This is a genomic window from Streptomyces panaciradicis (assembly GCF_023516615.1).
GTDB classification, from domain to species: domain Bacteria; phylum Actinomycetota; class Actinomycetes; order Streptomycetales; family Streptomycetaceae; genus Streptomyces; species Streptomyces panaciradicis.
Genome location: NZ_JAMGBF010000017.1, coordinates 100,658 through 118,469, shown reverse-complemented (window position 1 = coordinate 118,469; position 17,812 = coordinate 100,658). Strand labels below are relative to the sequence as shown.

General features: G+C 71.4%; 19 protein-coding genes and 1 tRNA gene. 13 read left to right on the top strand and 7 right to left on the bottom strand.

Translation table 11 applies throughout. The features are described 5' to 3' along the window. Positions 1–37: 37 nt before the first annotated feature. Together M8J74_RS07550 and M8J74_RS07545 are read right to left on the bottom strand one after the other, a co-directional pair. Complete coding sequence (locus M8J74_RS07550) at positions 38–520, bottom strand: DUF6023 family protein (protein WP_249835661.1); 483 nt, start codon at positions 518–520, stop codon at positions 38–40. Between the two features lie 45 nt (positions 521–565). Further along, a complete protein-coding gene (locus M8J74_RS07545) occupies positions 566–814 on the bottom strand; it encodes a hypothetical protein (protein ID WP_249835660.1) in 249 nt (82 codons plus the stop codon). Positions 815–914: 100 nt separating this feature from the next. On the opposite strand from M8J74_RS07545, the gene M8J74_RS07540 reads away from it, so the two are divergent. From M8J74_RS07540 to M8J74_RS07530, 3 genes are all read left to right on the top strand, one after another. Beyond that, positions 915–1,253, top strand: coding sequence for a YciI family protein (locus tag M8J74_RS07540; RefSeq protein WP_249835659.1), 339 nt, complete (start codon positions 915–917; stop codon positions 1,251–1,253). Between the two features lie 207 nt (positions 1,254–1,460). Further along, positions 1,461–2,333 carry an amidase domain-containing protein gene (locus M8J74_RS07535; RefSeq protein ID WP_249835658.1) on the top strand — a complete coding sequence of 291 codons (873 nt, stop codon included), beginning with the start codon at positions 1,461–1,463 and terminating at the stop codon, positions 2,331–2,333. 16 nt (positions 2,334–2,349) lie between these two features. Then, a complete protein-coding gene (locus M8J74_RS07530) occupies positions 2,350–2,910 on the top strand; it encodes a hypothetical protein (protein ID WP_249835657.1) in 561 nt (186 codons plus the stop codon). Positions 2,911–2,993: 83 nt separating this feature from the next. Here the strand turns inward: M8J74_RS07530 and M8J74_RS07525 are convergent. Beyond that, positions 2,994–3,080, bottom strand: a tRNA-Ser gene (locus tag M8J74_RS07525). A 106-nt stretch (positions 3,081–3,186) separates the two neighbouring features. After that, on the bottom strand, positions 3,187–4,668 hold the full coding sequence (locus tag M8J74_RS07520; RefSeq protein ID WP_249835656.1) for a S1C family serine protease: 1,482 nt from the start codon (positions 4,666–4,668) through the stop codon (positions 3,187–3,189). Positions 4,669–4,924: 256 nt separating this feature from the next. On the opposite strand from M8J74_RS07520, the gene M8J74_RS07515 reads away from it, so the two are divergent. The 3 genes from M8J74_RS07515 (at position 4,925) to M8J74_RS07505 (ending at position 7,658) form a co-directional block, all read left to right on the top strand. Next, positions 4,925–5,752 carry a glycerophosphodiester phosphodiesterase gene (locus M8J74_RS07515; RefSeq protein ID WP_249835655.1) on the top strand — a complete coding sequence of 276 codons (828 nt, stop codon included), beginning with the start codon at positions 4,925–4,927 and terminating at the stop codon, positions 5,750–5,752. Between the two features lie 146 nt (positions 5,753–5,898). Further along, complete coding sequence (locus M8J74_RS07510) at positions 5,899–6,546, top strand: ATP-binding protein (RefSeq protein WP_249835654.1); 648 nt, start codon at positions 5,899–5,901, stop codon at positions 6,544–6,546. Positions 6,547–6,668: 122 nt separating this feature from the next. Then, positions 6,669–7,658, top strand: coding sequence for a DUF5926 family protein (locus tag M8J74_RS07505; protein WP_249835653.1), 990 nt, complete (start codon positions 6,669–6,671; stop codon positions 7,656–7,658). A 244-nt stretch (positions 7,659–7,902) separates the two neighbouring features. On the opposite strand, the gene M8J74_RS07500 is transcribed toward M8J74_RS07505, so the two are convergent. After that, positions 7,903–8,523, bottom strand: coding sequence for a hypothetical protein (locus tag M8J74_RS07500; protein ID WP_249835652.1), 621 nt, complete (start codon positions 8,521–8,523; stop codon positions 7,903–7,905). Positions 8,524–8,579: 56 nt separating this feature from the next. Continuing rightward, a complete protein-coding gene (locus M8J74_RS07495; protein ID WP_249835651.1) occupies positions 8,580–9,245 on the bottom strand; it encodes a bifunctional DNA primase/polymerase in 666 nt (221 codons plus the stop codon). A gap of 493 nt (positions 9,246–9,738) precedes the next feature. Here M8J74_RS07495 and M8J74_RS07490 point away from each other — a divergent pair, with 493 nt between their 5' ends. From M8J74_RS07490 to pdxR, 3 genes are all read left to right on the top strand, one after another. Next, entirely contained in the window at positions 9,739–11,250 is a 1,512-nt protein-coding gene (locus tag M8J74_RS07490; protein WP_249835650.1) for a PP2C family protein-serine/threonine phosphatase, read from the top strand. Between the two features lie 116 nt (positions 11,251–11,366). After that, on the top strand, positions 11,367–12,833 hold the full coding sequence (locus M8J74_RS07485) for an aminopeptidase P family protein (RefSeq protein WP_249835649.1): 1,467 nt from the start codon (positions 11,367–11,369) through the stop codon (positions 12,831–12,833). 80 nt (positions 12,834–12,913) lie between these two features. After that, positions 12,914–14,293: a MocR-like pyridoxine biosynthesis transcription factor PdxR gene (pdxR, locus tag M8J74_RS07480; RefSeq protein WP_249835648.1), complete on the top strand. Its 1,380-nt coding sequence runs from the start codon at positions 12,914–12,916 to the stop codon at positions 14,291–14,293. A gap of 1 nt (position 14,294) precedes the next feature. Here pdxR and M8J74_RS07475 read toward each other — a convergent pair whose 3' ends face one another. Next, the gene (locus M8J74_RS07475) at positions 14,295–14,741 is read right to left on the bottom strand and encodes an ATP-binding protein (protein ID WP_249835647.1); all 447 of its coding nucleotides are present in this window, start codon (positions 14,739–14,741) and stop codon (positions 14,295–14,297) included. Positions 14,742–14,963: 222 nt separating this feature from the next. Here M8J74_RS07475 and M8J74_RS07470 point away from each other — a divergent pair, with 222 nt between their 5' ends. From M8J74_RS07470 to M8J74_RS07455, 4 genes are all read left to right on the top strand, one after another. Beyond that, entirely contained in the window at positions 14,964–15,776 is an 813-nt protein-coding gene (locus M8J74_RS07470; RefSeq protein WP_249835646.1) for a hypothetical protein, read from the top strand. A 111-nt stretch (positions 15,777–15,887) separates the two neighbouring features. Beyond that, entirely contained in the window at positions 15,888–16,619 is a 732-nt protein-coding gene (locus M8J74_RS07465; protein WP_249835645.1) for a YcnI family copper-binding membrane protein, read from the top strand. Positions 16,620–16,699: 80 nt separating this feature from the next. Then, positions 16,700–17,353, top strand: coding sequence for an SCO family protein (locus M8J74_RS07460; RefSeq protein ID WP_058924365.1), 654 nt, complete (start codon positions 16,700–16,702; stop codon positions 17,351–17,353). Beyond that, complete coding sequence (locus M8J74_RS07455) at positions 17,350–17,811, top strand: copper chaperone PCu(A)C (protein ID WP_058924364.1); 462 nt, start codon at positions 17,350–17,352, stop codon at positions 17,809–17,811. Before M8J74_RS07460 ends, M8J74_RS07455 begins: the two co-directional genes overlap by 4 nt. Position 17,812 lies beyond the last annotated feature (1 nt).

Below are 17,812 nucleotides of genomic sequence, written 5' to 3'. Positions count from 1 at the left end.
TGTGCGTGAGGGAGGCCGAGGCGAAACAGGCCCCGCCCTACGAGCTCTGACGCACCTTGTCGACGCGCCAGGCGAACATCCCGGAGGCCCCTCCGCCGTTCCGCACGTCGATCCTGGTCCCGGCCGCCTTCACCGCGAAGCGCGCGGAGACGGGGACGCCGTCGCAGGACACCCGCTGGGCGGGCGCCGTGCGCGCCGGCACGAAGCCGACCTCGACGGACCCTCGGCCCGCGCAGACCACGGTGACGCGGTAACCGCCGCCGCGGGGCAGACCGAGCTCGTTCTGGACGCTGTCCGACACGCGGTCCAGGCTGGAGACCAGCGGGGCGTCGGCCGAGGACGTGTCAAGGACCCGCCGGACCGTCGCCGCGAGCTGCTTCTCCCGCTGCACGGCCGGGGACTCAGAAGCCGCAGGAGCGGCACCCGCCCCTCCTCCCGCACTGCACGCGGTGAGGAGCAGCGCCGGTGCGAGCGTGAGGGCGCAGGTCAGAAGGCTGAGGTGGCGATGCTCCGTTGTCATGACCTCAAAGACAGCGGACGCGCCGGAACCGTTCCCGCCGACCGCTCACGGCGCCGTCCGACGCCCCGCCCGCCGGCGCTCGGCGACCTCCTGCACGACCACTCCGAGGCAGGCCAGTGACACGGCCGTCACGGCGGCCTTGGTCCATGACTCCGCCAGCCAGCGGTGGGCCCCGCAGGCGGCCCCGCCCAGCGGGATCAGCCCCAACCCGAACTGCATCCCGCGACGCGCCCACGGCGATCGCGCCCGCCCGGCCAGCGGCTGCGGCTGCGGCTGCGGCTGTTCACCCGTCATGCCCAAATCAATATCACCACCCCGCGCCCCACCGATGAGAAGGCGCCGCGACATCCGTCTTAACGAGACCAAGGGGTCACCGAAGAAGGAGACGAACACGATGGCGCGGTACCTGATCTCGTTCGACGACGGATCGATGGACTTCCCCGAGGAGGACTTGCCAGAGGTCGGCGAGGCGGCCCACCGGGTGCTCCGCGAGGCCAAGGAGGCAGGAGTCTGGATCTTCGGCGCCGGCCTGCAGCGTCAACGGGCGAGCATCGTGGCCACCGACGGCACGGTCACCGACGGCCCGTTCCCCGAGACCAAGGCGGTCATCGGCGGCTTCTCGATCATCGAGGTCCCGTCCCGCGAGGACGCCCTGCGATGGGCCGCGAAATTCGCCGAGGCATGCCGCTGCGCACAGGAGGTGCGCGAGATCATGTACGACCCCGAGAGCTGACCCCTGGCCGTCGCCAAGGGGAAGCCGAAGCGGCCTCCCCTTGGCTGACGTGCCGTAACGCGTGCTCCGACTCGCCTGTCACGCGAAACCGATCAACTGGGAACCTGCGCAGCCGCCCCTCCATCCTCATAGTCAACGAGTCCCGAAACCGCACCGAACTGACCAACGGGCGGCCGGGAAACACTCACGGGGGAAGGAACCCGACTCTTGCGCAACAAGATCGGTCGTACGATCACCGGCGCGGCGGTGCTCGCCGTCACCGCTGCCGGTGCCATCACAGGAACAGCGCACGCTTCCACCGACGTCCCGGACGCCACCGGAGCCGTCACAGCTACAGCGAGCGACTCCAGCAGCGCCGCCGACGACGCATCCACAGACATCGGCGACAACACCTCCGCAGCGGTTGCCGACTCCGTGTGGACCTCAAGAGGGTGGCCCGCTCCCTCAGCCGATCCGCACCTTCCTGACGCGAACGGCAACATCCCCGCCGACCAGGAGGAGGGGCCGCAGCCGCTCATCGATGAGGGCATCTATCACCCTGACCCCGACTCGGCGCCGTCGTCGGCAGATTCGGCGGATTCCGGAGCCGCAGCCGCGGCGGCAGCGATCAGCGGCGACGGAACGGCCAACTGGGCGTACAACAACCTGGACACCCGGTGGGAGTACCGGACGGACTGCGCGAACTTCGTCTCGAAAGCTCTGTACCACGGGGGCGGGATGAAGATGCGCCCCGGCGGCCGCAAGGCGGACAACGCTTGGTGGCAGGGCAGGTACGGGTTTGGCAAGAGCTGGAGTTGGACGAGCGCGGACTATCTCCGGCGGCACGTGACCAAGTGGCGCAACGGCGCGATCCAACCGCACGAGTACAACGCCAAGGTGGGAGATCTCGTCTTCTTCAAGTGGAAGAGGGAGAGGGTCTACAACCACGTGGCCATCGTCTACTCCATGGTGCAGGGGCACGCGGGGATCGTGCAGCATGGCCTGAAGAACCAGACCACTCTCAGTGAAGTGATCAATCGGTACAGTCACACCTCGAACCCCATCGAGAAGGTCACGATCGTCAGGCCCAAGACCCGCTAATTACAAGGAACATGAGATGCGCAGGTTGAAGCAGGGCCATGTAGCGGCAGGCTGGATGGCAGCAGCGGTATTGCTGACGTCCGGATGTGCTGTTCTCGACAACAGCTCTGCTGACGCCAGAGGGCCGGGCGCGTCGTACGAGCAGATGTACGCCGACCACGAGCCGTTGCACGTGGTCGGCTACCCCTCCACCGGCTCCCTGCTGGTGATGCAGGAGCTCGTGTGGCACATCGCCGACGGCAAGACGGCTGAGCTCCGCAAGCTGGCGACCAGCGACAGCAGCGATGCGGCGGCCCGGAAGACGGCCGAGAACTGGATCAAGGGCTTCGGAGCCGGCGCCCGGGGCAAAGTGACGGGCGACTTCTACGACGACGGTTCAGAACGCCAAGTCGTGGTCCTGTACTTCCAGGACACCCACCAGGTCAAAGAGTTCACCGTTCGGCTCGACGGCGCTGCGGGCAAGGAGGACTGGCGGGTCCTGATGAAGTCGACCGACTTCAAGGACGCCACCCAGGCTCCCGGCTGGGCACCGAAGGTGCCGGGAGGAACCGGCTCCACCATGAAGAACAACAACTGATCGCCTGGTCCACGCGAGGCAGCACGCGACGACGGCCCCCGACCTGCTCACCAGGTCGGGGGCCGTTCTCACTGCTCTCAGCGCGGAGGCGGTGGGATTTGAACCCACGGTGACATCGCTGCCACGACGGTTTTCAAGACCGTTCCCTTCGGCCGCTCGGGCACGCCTCCCCGCGTCGCCGGTGATCGGCGGCGCGGGGACAAGAGTAACGGGTTGGCACGCGCGCGCGTGGGGCAGATGTCGCGAACCCGGGAGGTACGCGCGCGGGCCGGTGGGTCAGCTGTCGCCCGTGCGGGAGCCCAGGGTGAGCTGGACCGTGTGGGACTTGCCGCCCCGCTCGTAGGTGATGGTGACCGTGTCGCCCGGCTTGTGGGTCCAGATCTCGCCGATCAGGGTGGGGCCGGAGTCGATCACCCTGTCGTCCAGCTTGACGATGACGTCGCCCGGCTTGAGGCCGGCCTTGGCGGCGGGGCCGCCGGACTCCACCGAGGAGGAGCCTCCGGCGCCCGACTCGGTGATCTTCGCGCCGTTGGTGGAGTCCTCCAGGGAGACGGAGGCACCGATCTTGGCGTACACCGGCTTGCCGGTCTTGATCAGCTGCTGGGCGACGTACTTGGCCTGGTTGATCGGGATGGCGAAGCCGAGGCCGATCGAGCCGGACTGGCTGGAGCCGCCGAGGCCCCCGCTGCCGGTGGACTGGATGGCCGAGTTGATGCCGATGACGTTGCCCTGGGCGTCCAGCAGCGGGCCGCCGGAGTTGCCCGGGTTGATCGAGGCGTCCGTCTGCAGGGCGCTCATGTAGGAGGCGTTGGAGCCGGTGCCGTCGCTGGAGGCGACGGGGCGGTTCTTGGCGCTGATGATGCCGGTCGTCACCGTGTTGGACAGGCCGAAGGGCGCGCCGATGGCGATCGTGGAGTCGCCGACGGCCACCCGGTCGGAGTCGCCCAGCGTCAGGGGCTTGAGGTCGGACGGCGGGTTCTTGAGCTTGATGACCGCGACGTCGTAACCCTGCGCGTGGCCGACGACCTCGGCGTTGTACTTCTTGCCGTTCGGGAAGGTCGCCGTCAGCTTGCCGCCGTCGAGGGCGTCCGCGACGACGTGGTTGTTGGTGACGATGTGGCCCTGGGTGTCGAAGACGAAGCCCGTTCCGGTGCCGCCCTGGCCGCTGTTGGACTCGGCCTCGATGGTGACCGTGCTGGGCAGCGCCCGGGCGGCCACGCCCGCGACCGTGCCGGCGTCCCGCTTCACCGCGCCGCCGCTGGTGGAGGCGGAGACGGTGGTGGAGCCGGTGTTGTCGTCGTTGTTCTTGGCCAGCGTGTATCCGAGGCCGCCGCCCAGTCCGCCGGCGACCAGCGCGGCCACCAGGATCGCGGCGACGAGTCCGCCGCGGCCGGACTTGGGCTTCGGTGAGGGCTGCGGCTGGTACGAGGAGCCCCAGCCGGAGTTGTGGCCGCTGCCGCCGTCCGAGTACGAGGGGGTCGCGGGCGGCGGGGGCGGCCAGGAGCTGTCCGGAGCCGATCCCCCGGAGCCCTGCTGGGCACCGCCGGAGCCCGCCGAGGCGTACACGGGGGCGTGGCCCGCGTGCACCGGGTGCTGTTCCGGGGCGCCGGGGGCGCTCGGGGGCACCGGCGGGAGCGGGGCCGTACGGTGGTCGCTCCCCTCGGGGGTGGCAGGTGCCGAGGGAGCGGGAGCGTCCACCGGCACAGGGGGTGCAGACGGGGCCGGGGGTACCGCGGTGCCCTCGTTCTCGGTGCTCACAGCTTCTCTCCTCGATCCACGGCTGTTCTTCTCGGTCGCACTCGGTCACGCCCGTTCTCGTTGTCGACGGTCCGGCGCGCTGCAGCTGTGCATGTCCTTTTGTATGCCGTCAGCTTTTCCCATGAGCCGTCAGGGCACCATAAGCGGTGCCTGTGGGTCCGCGGCCATTCTTTATATAGGCCATGATGCGCAAAAGGGACGCAATCTCTGCTCCTCCGATCGCACGACTACCCCCGTGCGGTGGCACCATGACGCGGTGACCCACGCACGGCAGCACACGATCAAGGTCGTCGCCCACCGAGGAGCCTCCGAGGAGGCCCCGGAACACACCCTGGCCGCGTACAAGAAGGCGATCGAGGACGGTGCGGACGCCCTCGAATGCGATGTGCGCCTGACGGCCGACGGGCATCTCGTCTGCGTCCACGACCGCCGCGTCAACCGCACCTCCAACGGCCGCGGCGCGGTCTCGGCGCTGGAGCTCGCCGACCTCGCCACCCTGGACTTCGGCTCCCGCAGAACGCGCGAGTTCTTCCGCACGCGCGACGAGGAACCGGACTGGGAGTACCTCCCCGAGGGCCCCGAGCACACCTCCGTGCTCACCCTGGAGCGGCTGCTGGAGCTGGTCGCGGACGCGGGGCGGCGCGTGGAGCTGGCCATCGAGACGAAGCATCCGACGCGCTGGGCCGGACAGGTGGAGGAGCGCCTGCTGGTGCTCCTGAAGCGGTTCGGCCTGGACGCCCCCGCGTCCGCCGCCGACTCCCCGGTGCGCGTGATGAGCTTCTCGGCGCGCTCGCTGCACCGCGTGCGTGCCGCGTCGCCGACCCTGCCGACGGTCTATCTGCTGCAGTTCGTCTCGCCGCGACTGCGCGACGGACGGCTTCCGGCGGGTGTCCGGATCGCGGGCCCCTCCATCCGCATCCTGCGCAACCAGCCGTCGTACGTCGAGCGGCTGAAGCGGAACGGCCACCAGGTGCACGTCTGGACGGTGAACGAGCCGGAGGACGTCGACCTCTGCGTGGAGCTGGGCGTCGACGCCATCATCACCAACCGGCCGCGCGCGGTGCTGCGCCGGCTCGACCGTTGACGGTGTGTCACTGGTAAAGACCTGTGAAGAACTCTTGACCCTTCCACCCCTTTGGCACCATCCTCCGTTTCCGGACACCGTCGAAAACCAGCCACACGACTACAGGGAGTGCTCCGGCGCGTTCGTTCCGTATTCGATCGTTTCGAATGCGTCACCGCGCGTGCATTGGCCGGTTTCCGGTACAGGCCAATGGGGCATCCACACCGTGGCGTGGGGCAAAGGAGGTCTCGGGGGTGGCGTTGGTGGTGGCACAGGAGGTGCCCACGTCGTCGAGCATGGCCGTACCCCATGGCCCTGCGGGCGTGGGGGAGGCGAGACACCGTATGCGCGAGCAACTGCGCAGCGGCGGCGTCTCGGAGGCGGTCATCGACGATGCCGTTCTGATTCTTTCCGAACTCTTGAGCAATGCGTGCAAACACGGTCGGCCCCTGGGCGACGCCCTGGCCGGGGACGGTGACGTCCGCGCGGCCTGGCGCGTCGACCGCGGCGGCCGGCTCACGGTGGAGGTCACGGACGGTGGCGGACCGACCCGCCCGGCTCCGGCCACCCCCTCGGTCACCGCGCACGGCGGACGCGGCCTGAACATCATCACCGCGCTGGCCGACGACTGGGGCGTCCGCGACGACGCCCGCGGCGAGGTCACCGTCTGGGTCGTGGTCCACGAGGACGTCCATGATCCCGATGCCGGGCACCGCCGCGACGACTTCGCTACGCGCGTCACCGCGCCGACGGTGTCCCGGATCCCGGCGATGCCGAGCCTGGACTTCGCGGACGCGTTCGACGACCTGGACTAGCGCGCCGGCGCCGGGCAGCGCCGCCCGGGCCCGGCGTGCTCGTCCACAGGGTCCCGTCCTGCATGGCGTGAACGGCTAGGCTCCCGCCGTACGAGACGAGCCGTAACCGGGAGACACCCACGATGGCCAAGAAGCGACCCCCAACGAAGGCCAAGCAGCCCCAGAGCACCGGCACAGTCCGCGCCGGTGTCGCTGACGGGGACGTTCCGGTCGTCGGCGCGCGCGAGCCCTGCCCCTGCGGCAGCGGCCGCCGTTACAAGGCCTGCCACGGACGGGCCGCCGCGCAGGCGGTGACCGAGCTGGTGCGGCGCCCCTTCGAGGGCCTGCCCGGGGAGTGCGACTGGGTGGCGCTGCGCGAGCTGGTGCCCGCGGCCACGGTCGAGCTGCCCCTGAAGGACGGCCTGCCCGAGGGCGTCCCGTCGGTCACGCTCGCCACCGTGCTGCCGATGGCCTGGCCGGCGCTGCGCCGCGACGACGGCTCGGTGCTGCTCGGATTGCAGAACGACACGGCGTCGGGCGACATCAGCCGCGACCTCGCCGACACCCTCCAGCGCGCGCTGGCCGCGGAGCCGGGCACACCGGTCGAGGGCCGGCGCGCCCCCGCCGAGGGCCCGCGGCTGCAGGACCTGCTGGACCCCGAAGGCGCGTTCGAGCCAGTTGTGCACGAGGGCTTCGAGTTCTGGGTGCCGGACGCGGAGAACACGACGCCGGAGGTGGCCGCCTCCCTGGAGCGGGCCAACGCCGCGGCGATCCCGACCGTGAAGCTGACCGGCGTGGACGCGGCGTACTGGTGCCGCACGCCGGACAAGAACCACCTGCGCTGGGTCATGCCGCATCCGGAGGAGCGGCTTCTGGACGCCCTCGCGCGGCTGCACGCGGCGGGCCGCTCGTCCCTCGGTGAGGGCACCCGCCTCGTGGGTTCCTTCCGGGCTCACGGGCTCATCGTGCCGGTCTGGGACCTGCCGAGCGAGGTCACGGCGGAGGACATCGAGAAGCCGGCCGCCGAGTTCGCCGAGCGGCTCGCCGGTGCCCTCGCCTCGGACGCGCCGCTGACCGCCGACGAGCGTCGCGCGCGCGGCGGTCTCACCAACCGGCAGGTCACGCTCAGTTGACGAGCCGTGACGGGACCGGCCCCGGCTGACCGACCGGTCAGCCGAGCCGGCTCGTCCGCAGGCGGTGGCTCCGCTCGCAAGTCCCGTCAGGAACACGGAAATACGTGACCGGAAAGCCCGGATCGAATTTGCGAACCGCCGATCTCTTGTTACCGTTCCAGTAGCCCGGTTGCTGGTGCATCCCCCGTCGCCAGCAACCGGGTCTTTTCATGCCCGCGGCTCGCTCACGGAATGCCCTCGTCCGTCAACTGCCCGGACGGGGCTCGGAGTTGCTTCCCGAGCGCAACAGCAGCGGCCCGTCGGCACCCTTCGCCGCGAACTCCGCCACCGCCGTGTAGGCGTCCGGCGTCCCCCGGGTCCGCTCCCGGGGCGTCTCGCACATCCCCGGCTCGTCCTCGGCGCCCACCGCGCAGTTCGTCTGCACCGTGCGCCCGCCCGGCCCCATCAGACTCAGTACGGCGTCCAGGGCGTCGCCGGTGGTGTTGCGGTAGTAGGCGCGCGCCCAGGTGTCGTCGCCCTGCGTGAGCACGCACGTCTGTGCCTCGATGCCGTCCGGCGAGGTGAGGGAGGGGCCGCAGCGGGCGGCGGTGGCCAGGCCCAGACCGAGCAGCAGGGGTGAGCCGGAGGGTTCGGCGGAGGGCGCCTTGGCGTCACCGGGGGGCGGGGAGGACTGGACGGGCCGGCGCGCGGGGGCCCGTACGACGGCACTGCCCTGGTCGCCCGCCGGCCCCGCCGACGCCACGGCCAGCGGCAGCACGACCGCCGCCACCACGACGCCCGCGAGGGCGAGCAGGCGGATCCTTCGGGGGTCTCGCCCGCTGCGGAGCGGCTGGGGGGTGATGTGCCCCCGGGAATGACGCGGCATAAGGCGGAAGATAACGACCATGCGCGCGCGTGCCGCCCCGCGCGCGCCGGACACCCCTACAACTCGGGCGCGCTCACACCCGTACGAGTGAGGACCTCGACCGCGGCGTCGGCGACCGGCTCGACGTCGGGGACCCAGGGGGAGGCGGAACCGGGGAGCGGGGCGCGCTCCCAGCGGATGGCGCCCTCGCCGGTCTCCGTCGGGGGCAGGGCCAGGTAGCCGCCCTCGCCGTGGAACCGCAGCGAGCCGGGGACGCAGTCCTTGGCGTAGAGCAGTTCGCCCAACTGCTCCAGGGTGTACGGCTTCACGAGGATCGCCCAGCGGCTGGGCGAGGCCACGACCGGGCCGAGGCGCATGCCCATGCGGTCCAGGGCGGCGAGGGTGTGCGCGGCGGCCAGGGCCGGCAGGCTGACCGCGCAGGGCGCCTTGCCGCCGGTGGCCAGGATGATCGGCGCGGCGGGCCGGTTGGTCCACCACCAGCGCACCATGCGCGGGTCGGTGGTGGCCGCGAGGACGGCGGGGTCGAAGGGGTGCGCGCCGGGCACCGTGCACTCCGGGTCCGGGCAGGCGCAGCGGGAACGCGCCTGCGGGTCCGGTGCCACGCCCGGGAGTACGGGCCACTGCCATTCCGTCGCGCAGGTCAGGGCCGCGCTGATCAACTCAGGCCTTCCGTCGCTGCGCTGGGACAGGAGCCTGCGTCGCCTTCCGAGGATCTCGCGCATGAGCGCTCGTTCCTTTCCGTTGCACCGCTGGCAACACCGTGGGCCACATCACACCATGTGTCGATCACTTCACTGTGCGTACCTGTTGGCGCATCACACCCCTGCCGGAGGCAAGGGGAACCCCTATGGGCCGAGCATTGGCTGCTTCCGCGGCAGCCTCGCCACCCATAGCGTCTATCAAAAGCATGGGCCTGGCGGGGGGTGGCGAAGTCTGGCGTTTTGCCGTTCCGCGTATTTCTCTTCGCCTCCACCACGGGAGGATGGGGCACGGTCGTCGGTGGATAGGACGCCCGGTTCCGTCGCCAGGTTCCGGGTGGCTGTCAACCACCCCTGGCCTTCTCCGAGTACGTACCCATCACGACCGCTGTGACGCTCTGTGGAGCAAGCCCAGTCGACCGCAATACCCCGTTACCCGAGGCTGTTTTAGGCCAACTTCACTTAACAGCACACCCTACTCCAGTTACCCACGGACACCAGGAATCCCCGCAGGACAATGCTGGACATCCCCTCACGAGTGCGTGTACATGTGGAGACACCGCTAGCGGCGCAGAATGACATGGGGGTTTGCGATGCTTTTGAGCAATACGCACCGGTCGGAAAGCCGGACGCCATGAACGCCCCTCACCCTTCGAAAGTGGCTGGAATCGATTCAACGGTTCCCTCGCCCGCACACACTGTCGCGCCCGCGCCGGCCACCCCGGGTACCCCACCGGTCCCCCCGCCGAACGCACCGGGAGCACTGCTCCAGGACCGTCTCGCGGGCTGGGTGTCGGACCTCACGACACTGCACGAACTCACCGAACGCCTGGCCCGCACGGACGTGCTGAGCGAGGCCCTGACCGAAGTGCTGCGCGCCGGAGCCGCCCTGGTGGGCGCCCGGCGCGGTCTCGTCGTACTGGAACCGGGCGACGGGCTCGGGCCGGACACGACGATCGGCCTGGGACTGGCCCGCGCCGACCTCGGGCACATCGAGACCGTGCCGCGCAGCGCGATGTCGTACGGCCGCATCCTCGACGGACTCCCGGGCGCCGACGGCGAGATCGCCCAGCCCGACCTGCTCGCCGAGGACGGCCTCGACCCCCGCCACCGCGAGGTGGCCGCCCGCCTCGGCTACGCCGCGTGCTACGCCCTCCCGCTGACCGCCGAGCACATGGGCCGCGTCGGCGCCGCCGTGTGGCTGTACGACGAGCCCGCGGAGCCGGCCGAGCGGCAGCGGCACCTGGTGGGGCTGTACACCCGGTACGCGAGCGAGCACCTGGCCCGGCTGGTGGAGGTGGAGCGCACGCGCGCGTGCATGGCGACGATGGCCGAGGAGCTGCTGCCGTCCCGGCTCCCCCGCGTCGCCGGCGTCCAGCTCGCCGCCCGGCACCGCACCGGACCGCGCGGGGGCGGCGACTGGTACGACGCGCTGCCGTTGCCCGACGCGGCCCTCGGGCTCGCCGTCGGCTCGGTCACCGGTTCCGGCCCGAGCGCGGTCGCCGCGATGGGGCGGCTGCGCGCCTCCCTGCGCGCGTACGCCGTGATGGAGGGCGAGGACCCCGTCGCCGTCCTGTCCGACCTGGAACTGCTGCTGCGCCTGACCGAGCCGGCCCGCTCCGCCACCGCCCTGTTCGCCTACTGCGAGCCCGCCCTGCGCAAGATCACGCTGGCCGGCGCCGGGCACTGCCCGCCGCTGCTGGTCGGCGAGCGGCGCACCGAGTTCGTCGAGACGTCGGTGTCCGCGCCGCTCGGCATGCTCGCCTGCTGGGAGGCGCCCAGCGTGGAGTTCCAGACCGAGCCGGGCGAGACGGTGCTGCTCTACACCGACGGCCTGCTGCACCGCACCGGCGACCCCACCGACCGCGCCTTCGCCCGGCTGCACGCGGCGGCCGCGGGTGTGCCCAGGGCGCTGCGGAACGACCCGGACGCGATCGCCGACCACGTGCTGCGCACCGTCCTGCCGGACGGCCTCGACGCCGCCGAGAGCGAGGAGGACGTCGTCCTGCTGGCGGCGCGCTTCGAGTGAGCCGGGGGCGCGTGCTCCCACACGCGCGCCGCTGCCATCGGTAACAGGTCCTTCGCCCCTGAGCCCCCTTCCGCACGACCGTACGATGGAGGGGGTCCAGTGCCGTAACAAGGAGGATGACCGTGGCGGACGAGCTCACCCCGGAGACCCCGGAGACTGAGTCTGAAGAGCCGATCAAGCAGCGCAAGAACGGCCTGTACCCGGGCGTGTCCGACGAGCTGGCCGAGAACATGAAGTCCGGCTGGGCCGACACGGAACTGCGCGGCCTGGAGCCGATCGCCCAGGCCGCCGAGACCGCCGCGCGGCGCGCCGCGCTGTCGGCGCGCTTCCCCGGTGAGCGCCTGGTGATCCCCGCGGGCAACCTCAAGACCCGCTCGAACGACACGGACTACCCCTTCCGGGCCTCCGTCGAGTACGCCTACCTCACCGGCAACCAGACCGAGGACGGCGTGCTCGTCCTGGAGCCCACCGGCGACGGCCACAAGGAGACGATCTACCTCCTGCCGCGCTCGGACCGGGAGAACGGCGAGTTCTGGCTCTCCGGGCAGGGCGAACTGTGGGTGGGCCGGCGCCACTCGCTCACCGAGGCGTCGACGCTGTACGGCATCCCGGCCTCCGACGTGCGCGAGCTCGCCGACAAGCTGCGCGAGGCGACCGGCCCGGTGCGGGTCGTGCGCGGCTACGACGCCGGGATCGAGGCGGCCCTGACCGACAAGGTCACCGCCGAGCGGGACGAGGAGCTGCGGGTCTTCCTCTCCGAGGCTCGCCTGGTCAAGGACGACTTCGAGGTCGGCGAGCTGCAGAAGGCCGTCGACTCGACCGTGCGCGGCTTCGAGGACGTCGTGAAGGTCCTCGACAAGGCCGAGGCGACCTCCGAGCGCTACATCGAGGGCACCTTCTTCCTCCGCGCGCGCGTCGAGGGCAACGACGTCGGCTACGGCACCATCGCCGCCGCCGGCCCGCACGCGTGCACGCTGCACTGGGTGCGCAACGACGGCCCGGTCCGCTCCGGCGACCTGCTGCTGCTCGACGCGGGCGTCGAGACGCACACGTACTACACCGCAGACGTCACGCGCACGCTCCCGGTGAGCGGCCGGTTCACCGAGATCCAGAAGAAGATCTACGACGCCGTGTACGAGGCCCAGGAGGCCGGTATCGCGGCGGTGCGGCCGGGCGCCAAGTACCGCGACTTCCACGACGCCGCGCAGCACGTGCTCACCGAGAAGCTCGTGGAGTGGGGGCTGGTCGAGGGGCCCGTGGAGCGGGTGCTGGAGCTCGGGCTGCAGCGGCGCTGGACGCTGCACGGCACCGGGCACATGCTCGGCATGGACGTGCACGACTGCGCCGCAGCGCGCCAGGAGACCTACGTCGACGGGACGCTGGAGCCCGGGATGTGCCTGACCGTCGAGCCCGGGCTGTACTTCCAGGCCGACGACCTGACGGTGCCGGAGGAGTACCGCGGCATCGGCGTGCGCATCGAGGACGACATCCTGGTGACCGAGCACGGCAACCGGAACCTGTCGGACGGGCTGCCGCGCCGCTCCGACGAGGTCGAGGCCTGGATGGCCTCGCTCAAGGGCTGATACGACACGGATGGCCGGGTACCGGTGAGGTGCCCGGCCATTGATGTGCCCGCATTCACGAACCTGGGGGGAGGGCCGTCGTGGACGACTTCTGGTCCGGCGTCGGTGTCGATCTGCATCTGGAGACCGACGACGGCGAAGGACGGCGGGTCGGGCTGGAACGGGCGCTGCGCGACGCGGTGCGCGACGGGCGGCTGGCGCCCGGAACCCGCCTGCCGGCCACGCGCCGGCTCGCGACCGAGCTGGGGGTCTCGCGGGGGACCGCCAAGGCCGCCTACGACCAGCTCGTCGCCGAGGGCTATCTGACGGCCCGGCAGGGCTCGGGCACCCAGGTCGCCGAGCTGCCCTCGGCCGAGACGGAGACGCCGAGCACCGCCGCACGCGCGCGTAAGCCGCGTTTCGACCTGCGGCCCGGCAGCCCGGACGTGGGCGCGTTCCCGGCGGCGGCCTGGCTCAGGGCGCTGCGGCGGGCGATCGCGACGGCGCCGCTGCCGGCGTACGACTACGGCGATCCGCGCGGGCGCATCGAACTGCGTACGGCGCTGTCGGGTTACCTGGGGCGCGCGCGAGGCGTGATCGCGCCGCCCGAGCGGATCGTGATCACCTCCGGGTACGTGCAGGGTCTCGCACTGCTGACCCGCGTGCTGGAGGGCGGCGAGATCGCGATGGAGGACCCCGGGCTGGCGTTCCACCGGGAGGTCGTGCGGCGCAACGGCGGCAGCGTCGTCCCGGCACGGGTCGACGAGCGGGGGGTGCGGGCGCGGGAACTCGGTGACTGCCGGGCCGCCGTGGTCACCCCGGCCCACCAGTACCCGACCGGTGTGACGCTCCACCCGGAGCGGCGGCGGGCGCTGACGGACTGGGCACGCGCACGGGGCGGGCTGATCGTCGAGGACGACTACGATGGGGAGTTCCGCTACGACCGCCAGCCCGTCGGCGCGCTCCAGGGCATGGCGCCCGGGCAGGTCGTCTACCTCGGCACGGCCTCCAAGACGCTGGGGCCCGCGCTGCGGCTCGGCTGGATGGTGCTGCCGCCGCACCTCGTCGACGCGGTCGCCGACGTCAAGCTGCACAGCGACCACCACACGGAGTCCATCGGCCAGCTGGCGCTCGCCGAACTCATCGAGAGCCACGCCTACGACCGTCACGTGCGCGCGTGCCGGCTGAGGTACCGCAGGCGCCGCGACCAGCTCCTCGACCGGCTGGGCGGCCGCCGCACCGTGCGCGGCATCGCGGCCGGACTGCACGCGCTCGTGGAGGTCGCCGACGAGGCGCAGGTGCTGGAACGCGCCGAGGCGGAGGGCCTGGCCCTGGGCCGGCTCGGCGACCACTGGCACACCCCGGACGAGGCACACCCGCAGGGGCTGGTCGTGGGGTACGGGACGCCCCGGGAGCGGGTGTACCCGGAGGCGCTGGAGGTGCTCGAGAAGGTGCTGGAGTCGGCCGAACCGGTCCGCTGACTCAGACCGCCAGCAGCGGAGCGTCCGCCCGCCACTTGAGGATCTTGTCGAAGCTCACCACCGTGCCGTCGCGGCCGGGCTTGTCGCCGATGTGGACGTGGTCGGTGAGCTCCCGGATCAGATACAGGCCCCTGCCGTGCTCGGCGTCGGCGCGGGCGGGGCGGGCCGCCGGGGGCCCCGCGAGCCCGGGGCCCGAGTCCGTGACCTCGATCCGGCACTTCTCGCCGTCCAGGTAGGCCGTGACCCGGTACTCCTCCGAGGACGCGCCGGGTTCGGCGCCGCCGCCGTGCTCGACGGCGTTCGCGCAGGCCTCGCTGAGGGCGACGGAGAGGTCGTAGGAGATGTCGGGGTCGACCCCCGCCGTCTCCATCGCGCCGAGCAGCAGCCGCCGGGCGAGCGGCACGCTCGCGGCTTCCCGCCGCAAGTGGAGTGACCACCAGATGCTCATGCTCCAGCCTCCCGGCCGCGGCTCGACATACCGTTCTTTATTGCCGCGCGTAGGCGTGTGTAAGCACGGAGTTGACGTGACGCCGCCCATATGGGCGATGCGTCCGGTCCGTAATCGGTGTATGTCCGATCAGCTTGTGCCAGACAGTGATCTTCTGCCCGTAGGTCATCTTGTGGACCTGCCGTACGGCGTGGGCGGGGCCAGTGGGATGATGAGCCCGCCATGACTGCCCCCCACCAGCGCAGGGCGCGCTCCGGACGAGACGTCCGGATTCTGCGGGCCGCGGTGTTCGCCGCGGTCTGCGTCGTGCTGGCCGCGGGCGGACACACCCTGGCCTCCTGCGCCCCCGTCCCGCCGTGGACGCTGGTTGCCGGTTTCCTCGGGGTCCTGCTGGTCACGGTGCCGCTCACCGGACGCGAGCGCTCGCTGCCCGGGATCGCCGCACTGCTCGCGGCCGGACAGACCGTGCTCCACACGCTCTTCGGGCTGGGGCAGCACACGGCCACCAGCGGCATGTCGATGGCGTCCATGACGTCGGCGTCCGACGCCTCGCTGGTCCGGCAGGCGGCACGCATCACCTGCGGGGCGGCCGCGGCGGCCATCAGCCCCGCCCAGGCCCGCCGCATCCTCACCGACGCCCGGATCGCGCCGGCCCCCACCATGGACATGAGCTCCATGCGCCCGGCCGGTTCCCCGTCGTTGGGGTCCCTGCTGCCGTCCCTGCCGATGCTCCTCGGCCACGTCCTCGCGGCGGTCGCCGCGGGCTGGCTGCTGCGCCGCGGGGACCTGGCACTGCTCAGGCTCGTCGAACTGTCCGCGGACTCCCTGGCCGACGGGGCTCTCGTACGGTCCCTGCGCTCCGCGTTCGCCCTGGTGCGCGCCCTGCGCGCCGGGCTCCCGGGCGCACCCGAGGCGGGGCCGCGCGTGCGGCGCACCACCCCGCTCGCATCGCCCGGACCCCGTACCGCCGCACTCCAGCACACGGTGATCAGGCGCGGCCCGCCCGCCGCCGCGCCCTTCCTCCTCGCCGCCTGACGCGACGCGAGCACCGCACTCCTTCGGGGTGGGGGCCGCCGTCGTGCGACACGCGCGCGTGCGCGCGCACCCCATCACCGTGACCACACTCGAAGTGGAGTGCTCTCTGCCATGAAGGTCTCTCGTCTCGCCGCCTCCGGCGCCCTGGCCGGCGCCGCCGTGCTCGCCCTGTCCGGCCCCGCGTTCGCGCACGTCAGCGTGCAGCCCGAGGGCGCGGCCGCCAAGGGCGGTTACGCGGTCGTCGACTTCAAGGTCCCCAACGAGCGGGACAACGCCTCGACCACCAAGCTGGAGGTCGCCTTCCCGGCCGACCACCCGCTGGCCTCCGCGATGCCGGAGCCGATGGACGGCTGGAAGATCAAGGTCACCAAGACCGAGCTGGCCAAGCCGCTCGTGGTGCACGGCAAGAAGATCACCGAGGCCGTCTCCAAGATCACCTGGACCGCGGACGGCAAGGGCATCGAGCCCGGCTACTTCGAGAAGTTCCCGGTCTCCGTGGGCGCGCTGCCCGAGGACGCCGACGAACTGGTCTTCAAGGCGATCCAGACGTACGACAACAAGGAGGTCGTGCGCTGGATCGAGGTCCAGCAGGACGGCCAGGAGGAGCCGGAGAACCCGGCGCCCGTGCTGACCCTGTCCGCGGCCGCCGAGGACGGGCACCACGGCTCGACGGCCGCGGAGGACGCCTCCGACAAGACCACCACGGCCGCCTCCTCCGACTCCGCCGCGTCCTCCGACAGCAGTGACACCACCGCGCGCGTGCTCGCCGTCGTCGGCATCGCCGTCGGCGCGCTCGGCGTGGCCTACGGCGTGCTGGCCGGCCGTCGGCGCTCCGACGCCTGAGGTCCTTCCACCGCCCTGTGCACCGGGGGCCGCACGGCCCCCGGTGCACACCGGAGCTCTCACATCTGGGACATTTTTCTATGCGCAAGAAGACGTTCGCCGCGGCCGCGCTCCTCGCCGCCGCCTCCCTGACCCTCACCGCCTGCGGCAGCGGTGACAGCGGTGACTCACCGGTCGCCGTGGTCTCCGAGGACACCGCGCGGAAGGCCGCCACCGTCCTCGACCAGCCGTTCGAGAAGCCGGACCTGGTGCTCACCGACACGCACGGCCGGAAGTACGACTTCCGCAAGGAGACCGCCGGAAAGCCGACGCTGATCTACTTCGGCTACACCCACTGCCCCGACGTCTGCCCGACGACGATGAGCAACCTCGCGGTCGCCAAGAAGCAGCTGCCCAAGGCCGAACAGGACGAGCTGCGGGTGGTGTTCGTGACCACGGACCCGGCCCGCGACACCCCGGCCGAGCTCGGCAAGTGGCTCAAGGGCATCGACCCCGCGTTCGTCGGCCTGACCGGTGACTTCTCCACCGTCCAGGCGGGCGCCCGCACCCTGGGCATCTCCATCGAGCCGACCCACAAGGACAAGAAGACCGGCAAGACCGTCTCGGTGCACGGCACCCAGGTCATCGCCTTCTCCCCGAAGACGAACGCCGGTTACGTCCTCTACGGCGAGGACGCCTCGGTCGACGACTACACCAAGGACCTCCCCAAGATCGTCAAGGGGCAGAACCCGTGAGGCGGCTCCTTCCCACGGCGCTGGCGATAACGGGCGCCCTCGCCCTCGCGGGCTGCGGCGGCTCGGGCGGATCCGGCGGCGACCGGCCCGAACTGTCCGTCAGCGCCTCCTACATGCCCCAGCCCATCACGGGCGAGATGGCCGCCGGCTTCTTCACCCTCACCAACAAGGGCGACGTCAAGGACGAACTGACCTCCGTCACCAGTGACGCGGCGGGCAGCGTCACCATGCATGAGACCGTCGGGCAGTCCATGCGGGAGGTCACCTCCCTGGATGTGCCCGCGCACGGTCAACTCGTGTTCAAGAGCGGCGGCAACCACCTGATGTTCGAGAAGCTGAAGGGGAAGCCGAAGCAGGGCGAGAAGGTCGCCGTCGAACTGCACTTCGCCAAGTCCGACCCCGTCACCGTCGAGATGCCGGTGAAGTCGGCCACGTACAACCCTGCGACCGGCCACTGAG

Coding starts and splice junctions, on each gene's coding strand:
- M8J74_RS07460 (WP_058924365.1), top strand. CDS start 16,700: ATGCGCAAGAAGACGTTCGCCGCGGCCGCGCTCCTCGCCGCCGCCTCC.
- M8J74_RS07475 (WP_249835647.1), bottom strand. CDS start 14,741: ATGAGCATCTGGTGGTCACTCCACTTGCGGCGGGAAGCCGCGAGCGTG.
- M8J74_RS07470 (WP_249835646.1), top strand. CDS start 14,964: ATGACTGCCCCCCACCAGCGCAGGGCGCGCTCCGGACGAGACGTCCGG.
- M8J74_RS07550 (WP_249835661.1), bottom strand. CDS start 520: ATGACAACGGAGCATCGCCACCTCAGCCTTCTGACCTGCGCCCTCACG.
- M8J74_RS07490 (WP_249835650.1), top strand. CDS start 9,739: ATGCTGGACATCCCCTCACGAGTGCGTGTACATGTGGAGACACCGCTA.
- M8J74_RS07485 (WP_249835649.1), top strand. CDS start 11,367: ATGACCGTGGCGGACGAGCTCACCCCGGAGACCCCGGAGACTGAGTCT.
- M8J74_RS07500 (WP_249835652.1), bottom strand. CDS start 8,523: ATGCCGCGTCATTCCCGGGGGCACATCACCCCCCAGCCGCTCCGCAGC.
- M8J74_RS07505 (WP_249835653.1), top strand. CDS start 6,669: ATGGCCAAGAAGCGACCCCCAACGAAGGCCAAGCAGCCCCAGAGCACC.
- M8J74_RS07530 (WP_249835657.1), top strand. CDS start 2,350: ATGCGCAGGTTGAAGCAGGGCCATGTAGCGGCAGGCTGGATGGCAGCA.
- M8J74_RS07510 (WP_249835654.1), top strand. CDS start 5,899: ATGCGTCACCGCGCGTGCATTGGCCGGTTTCCGGTACAGGCCAATGGG.
- M8J74_RS07465 (WP_249835645.1), top strand. CDS start 15,888: ATGAAGGTCTCTCGTCTCGCCGCCTCCGGCGCCCTGGCCGGCGCCGCC.
- M8J74_RS07540 (WP_249835659.1), top strand. CDS start 915: ATGGCGCGGTACCTGATCTCGTTCGACGACGGATCGATGGACTTCCCC.
- M8J74_RS07495 (WP_249835651.1), bottom strand. CDS start 9,245: ATGCGCGAGATCCTCGGAAGGCGACGCAGGCTCCTGTCCCAGCGCAGC.
- M8J74_RS07545 (WP_249835660.1), bottom strand. CDS start 814: ATGACGGGTGAACAGCCGCAGCCGCAGCCGCAGCCGCTGGCCGGGCGG.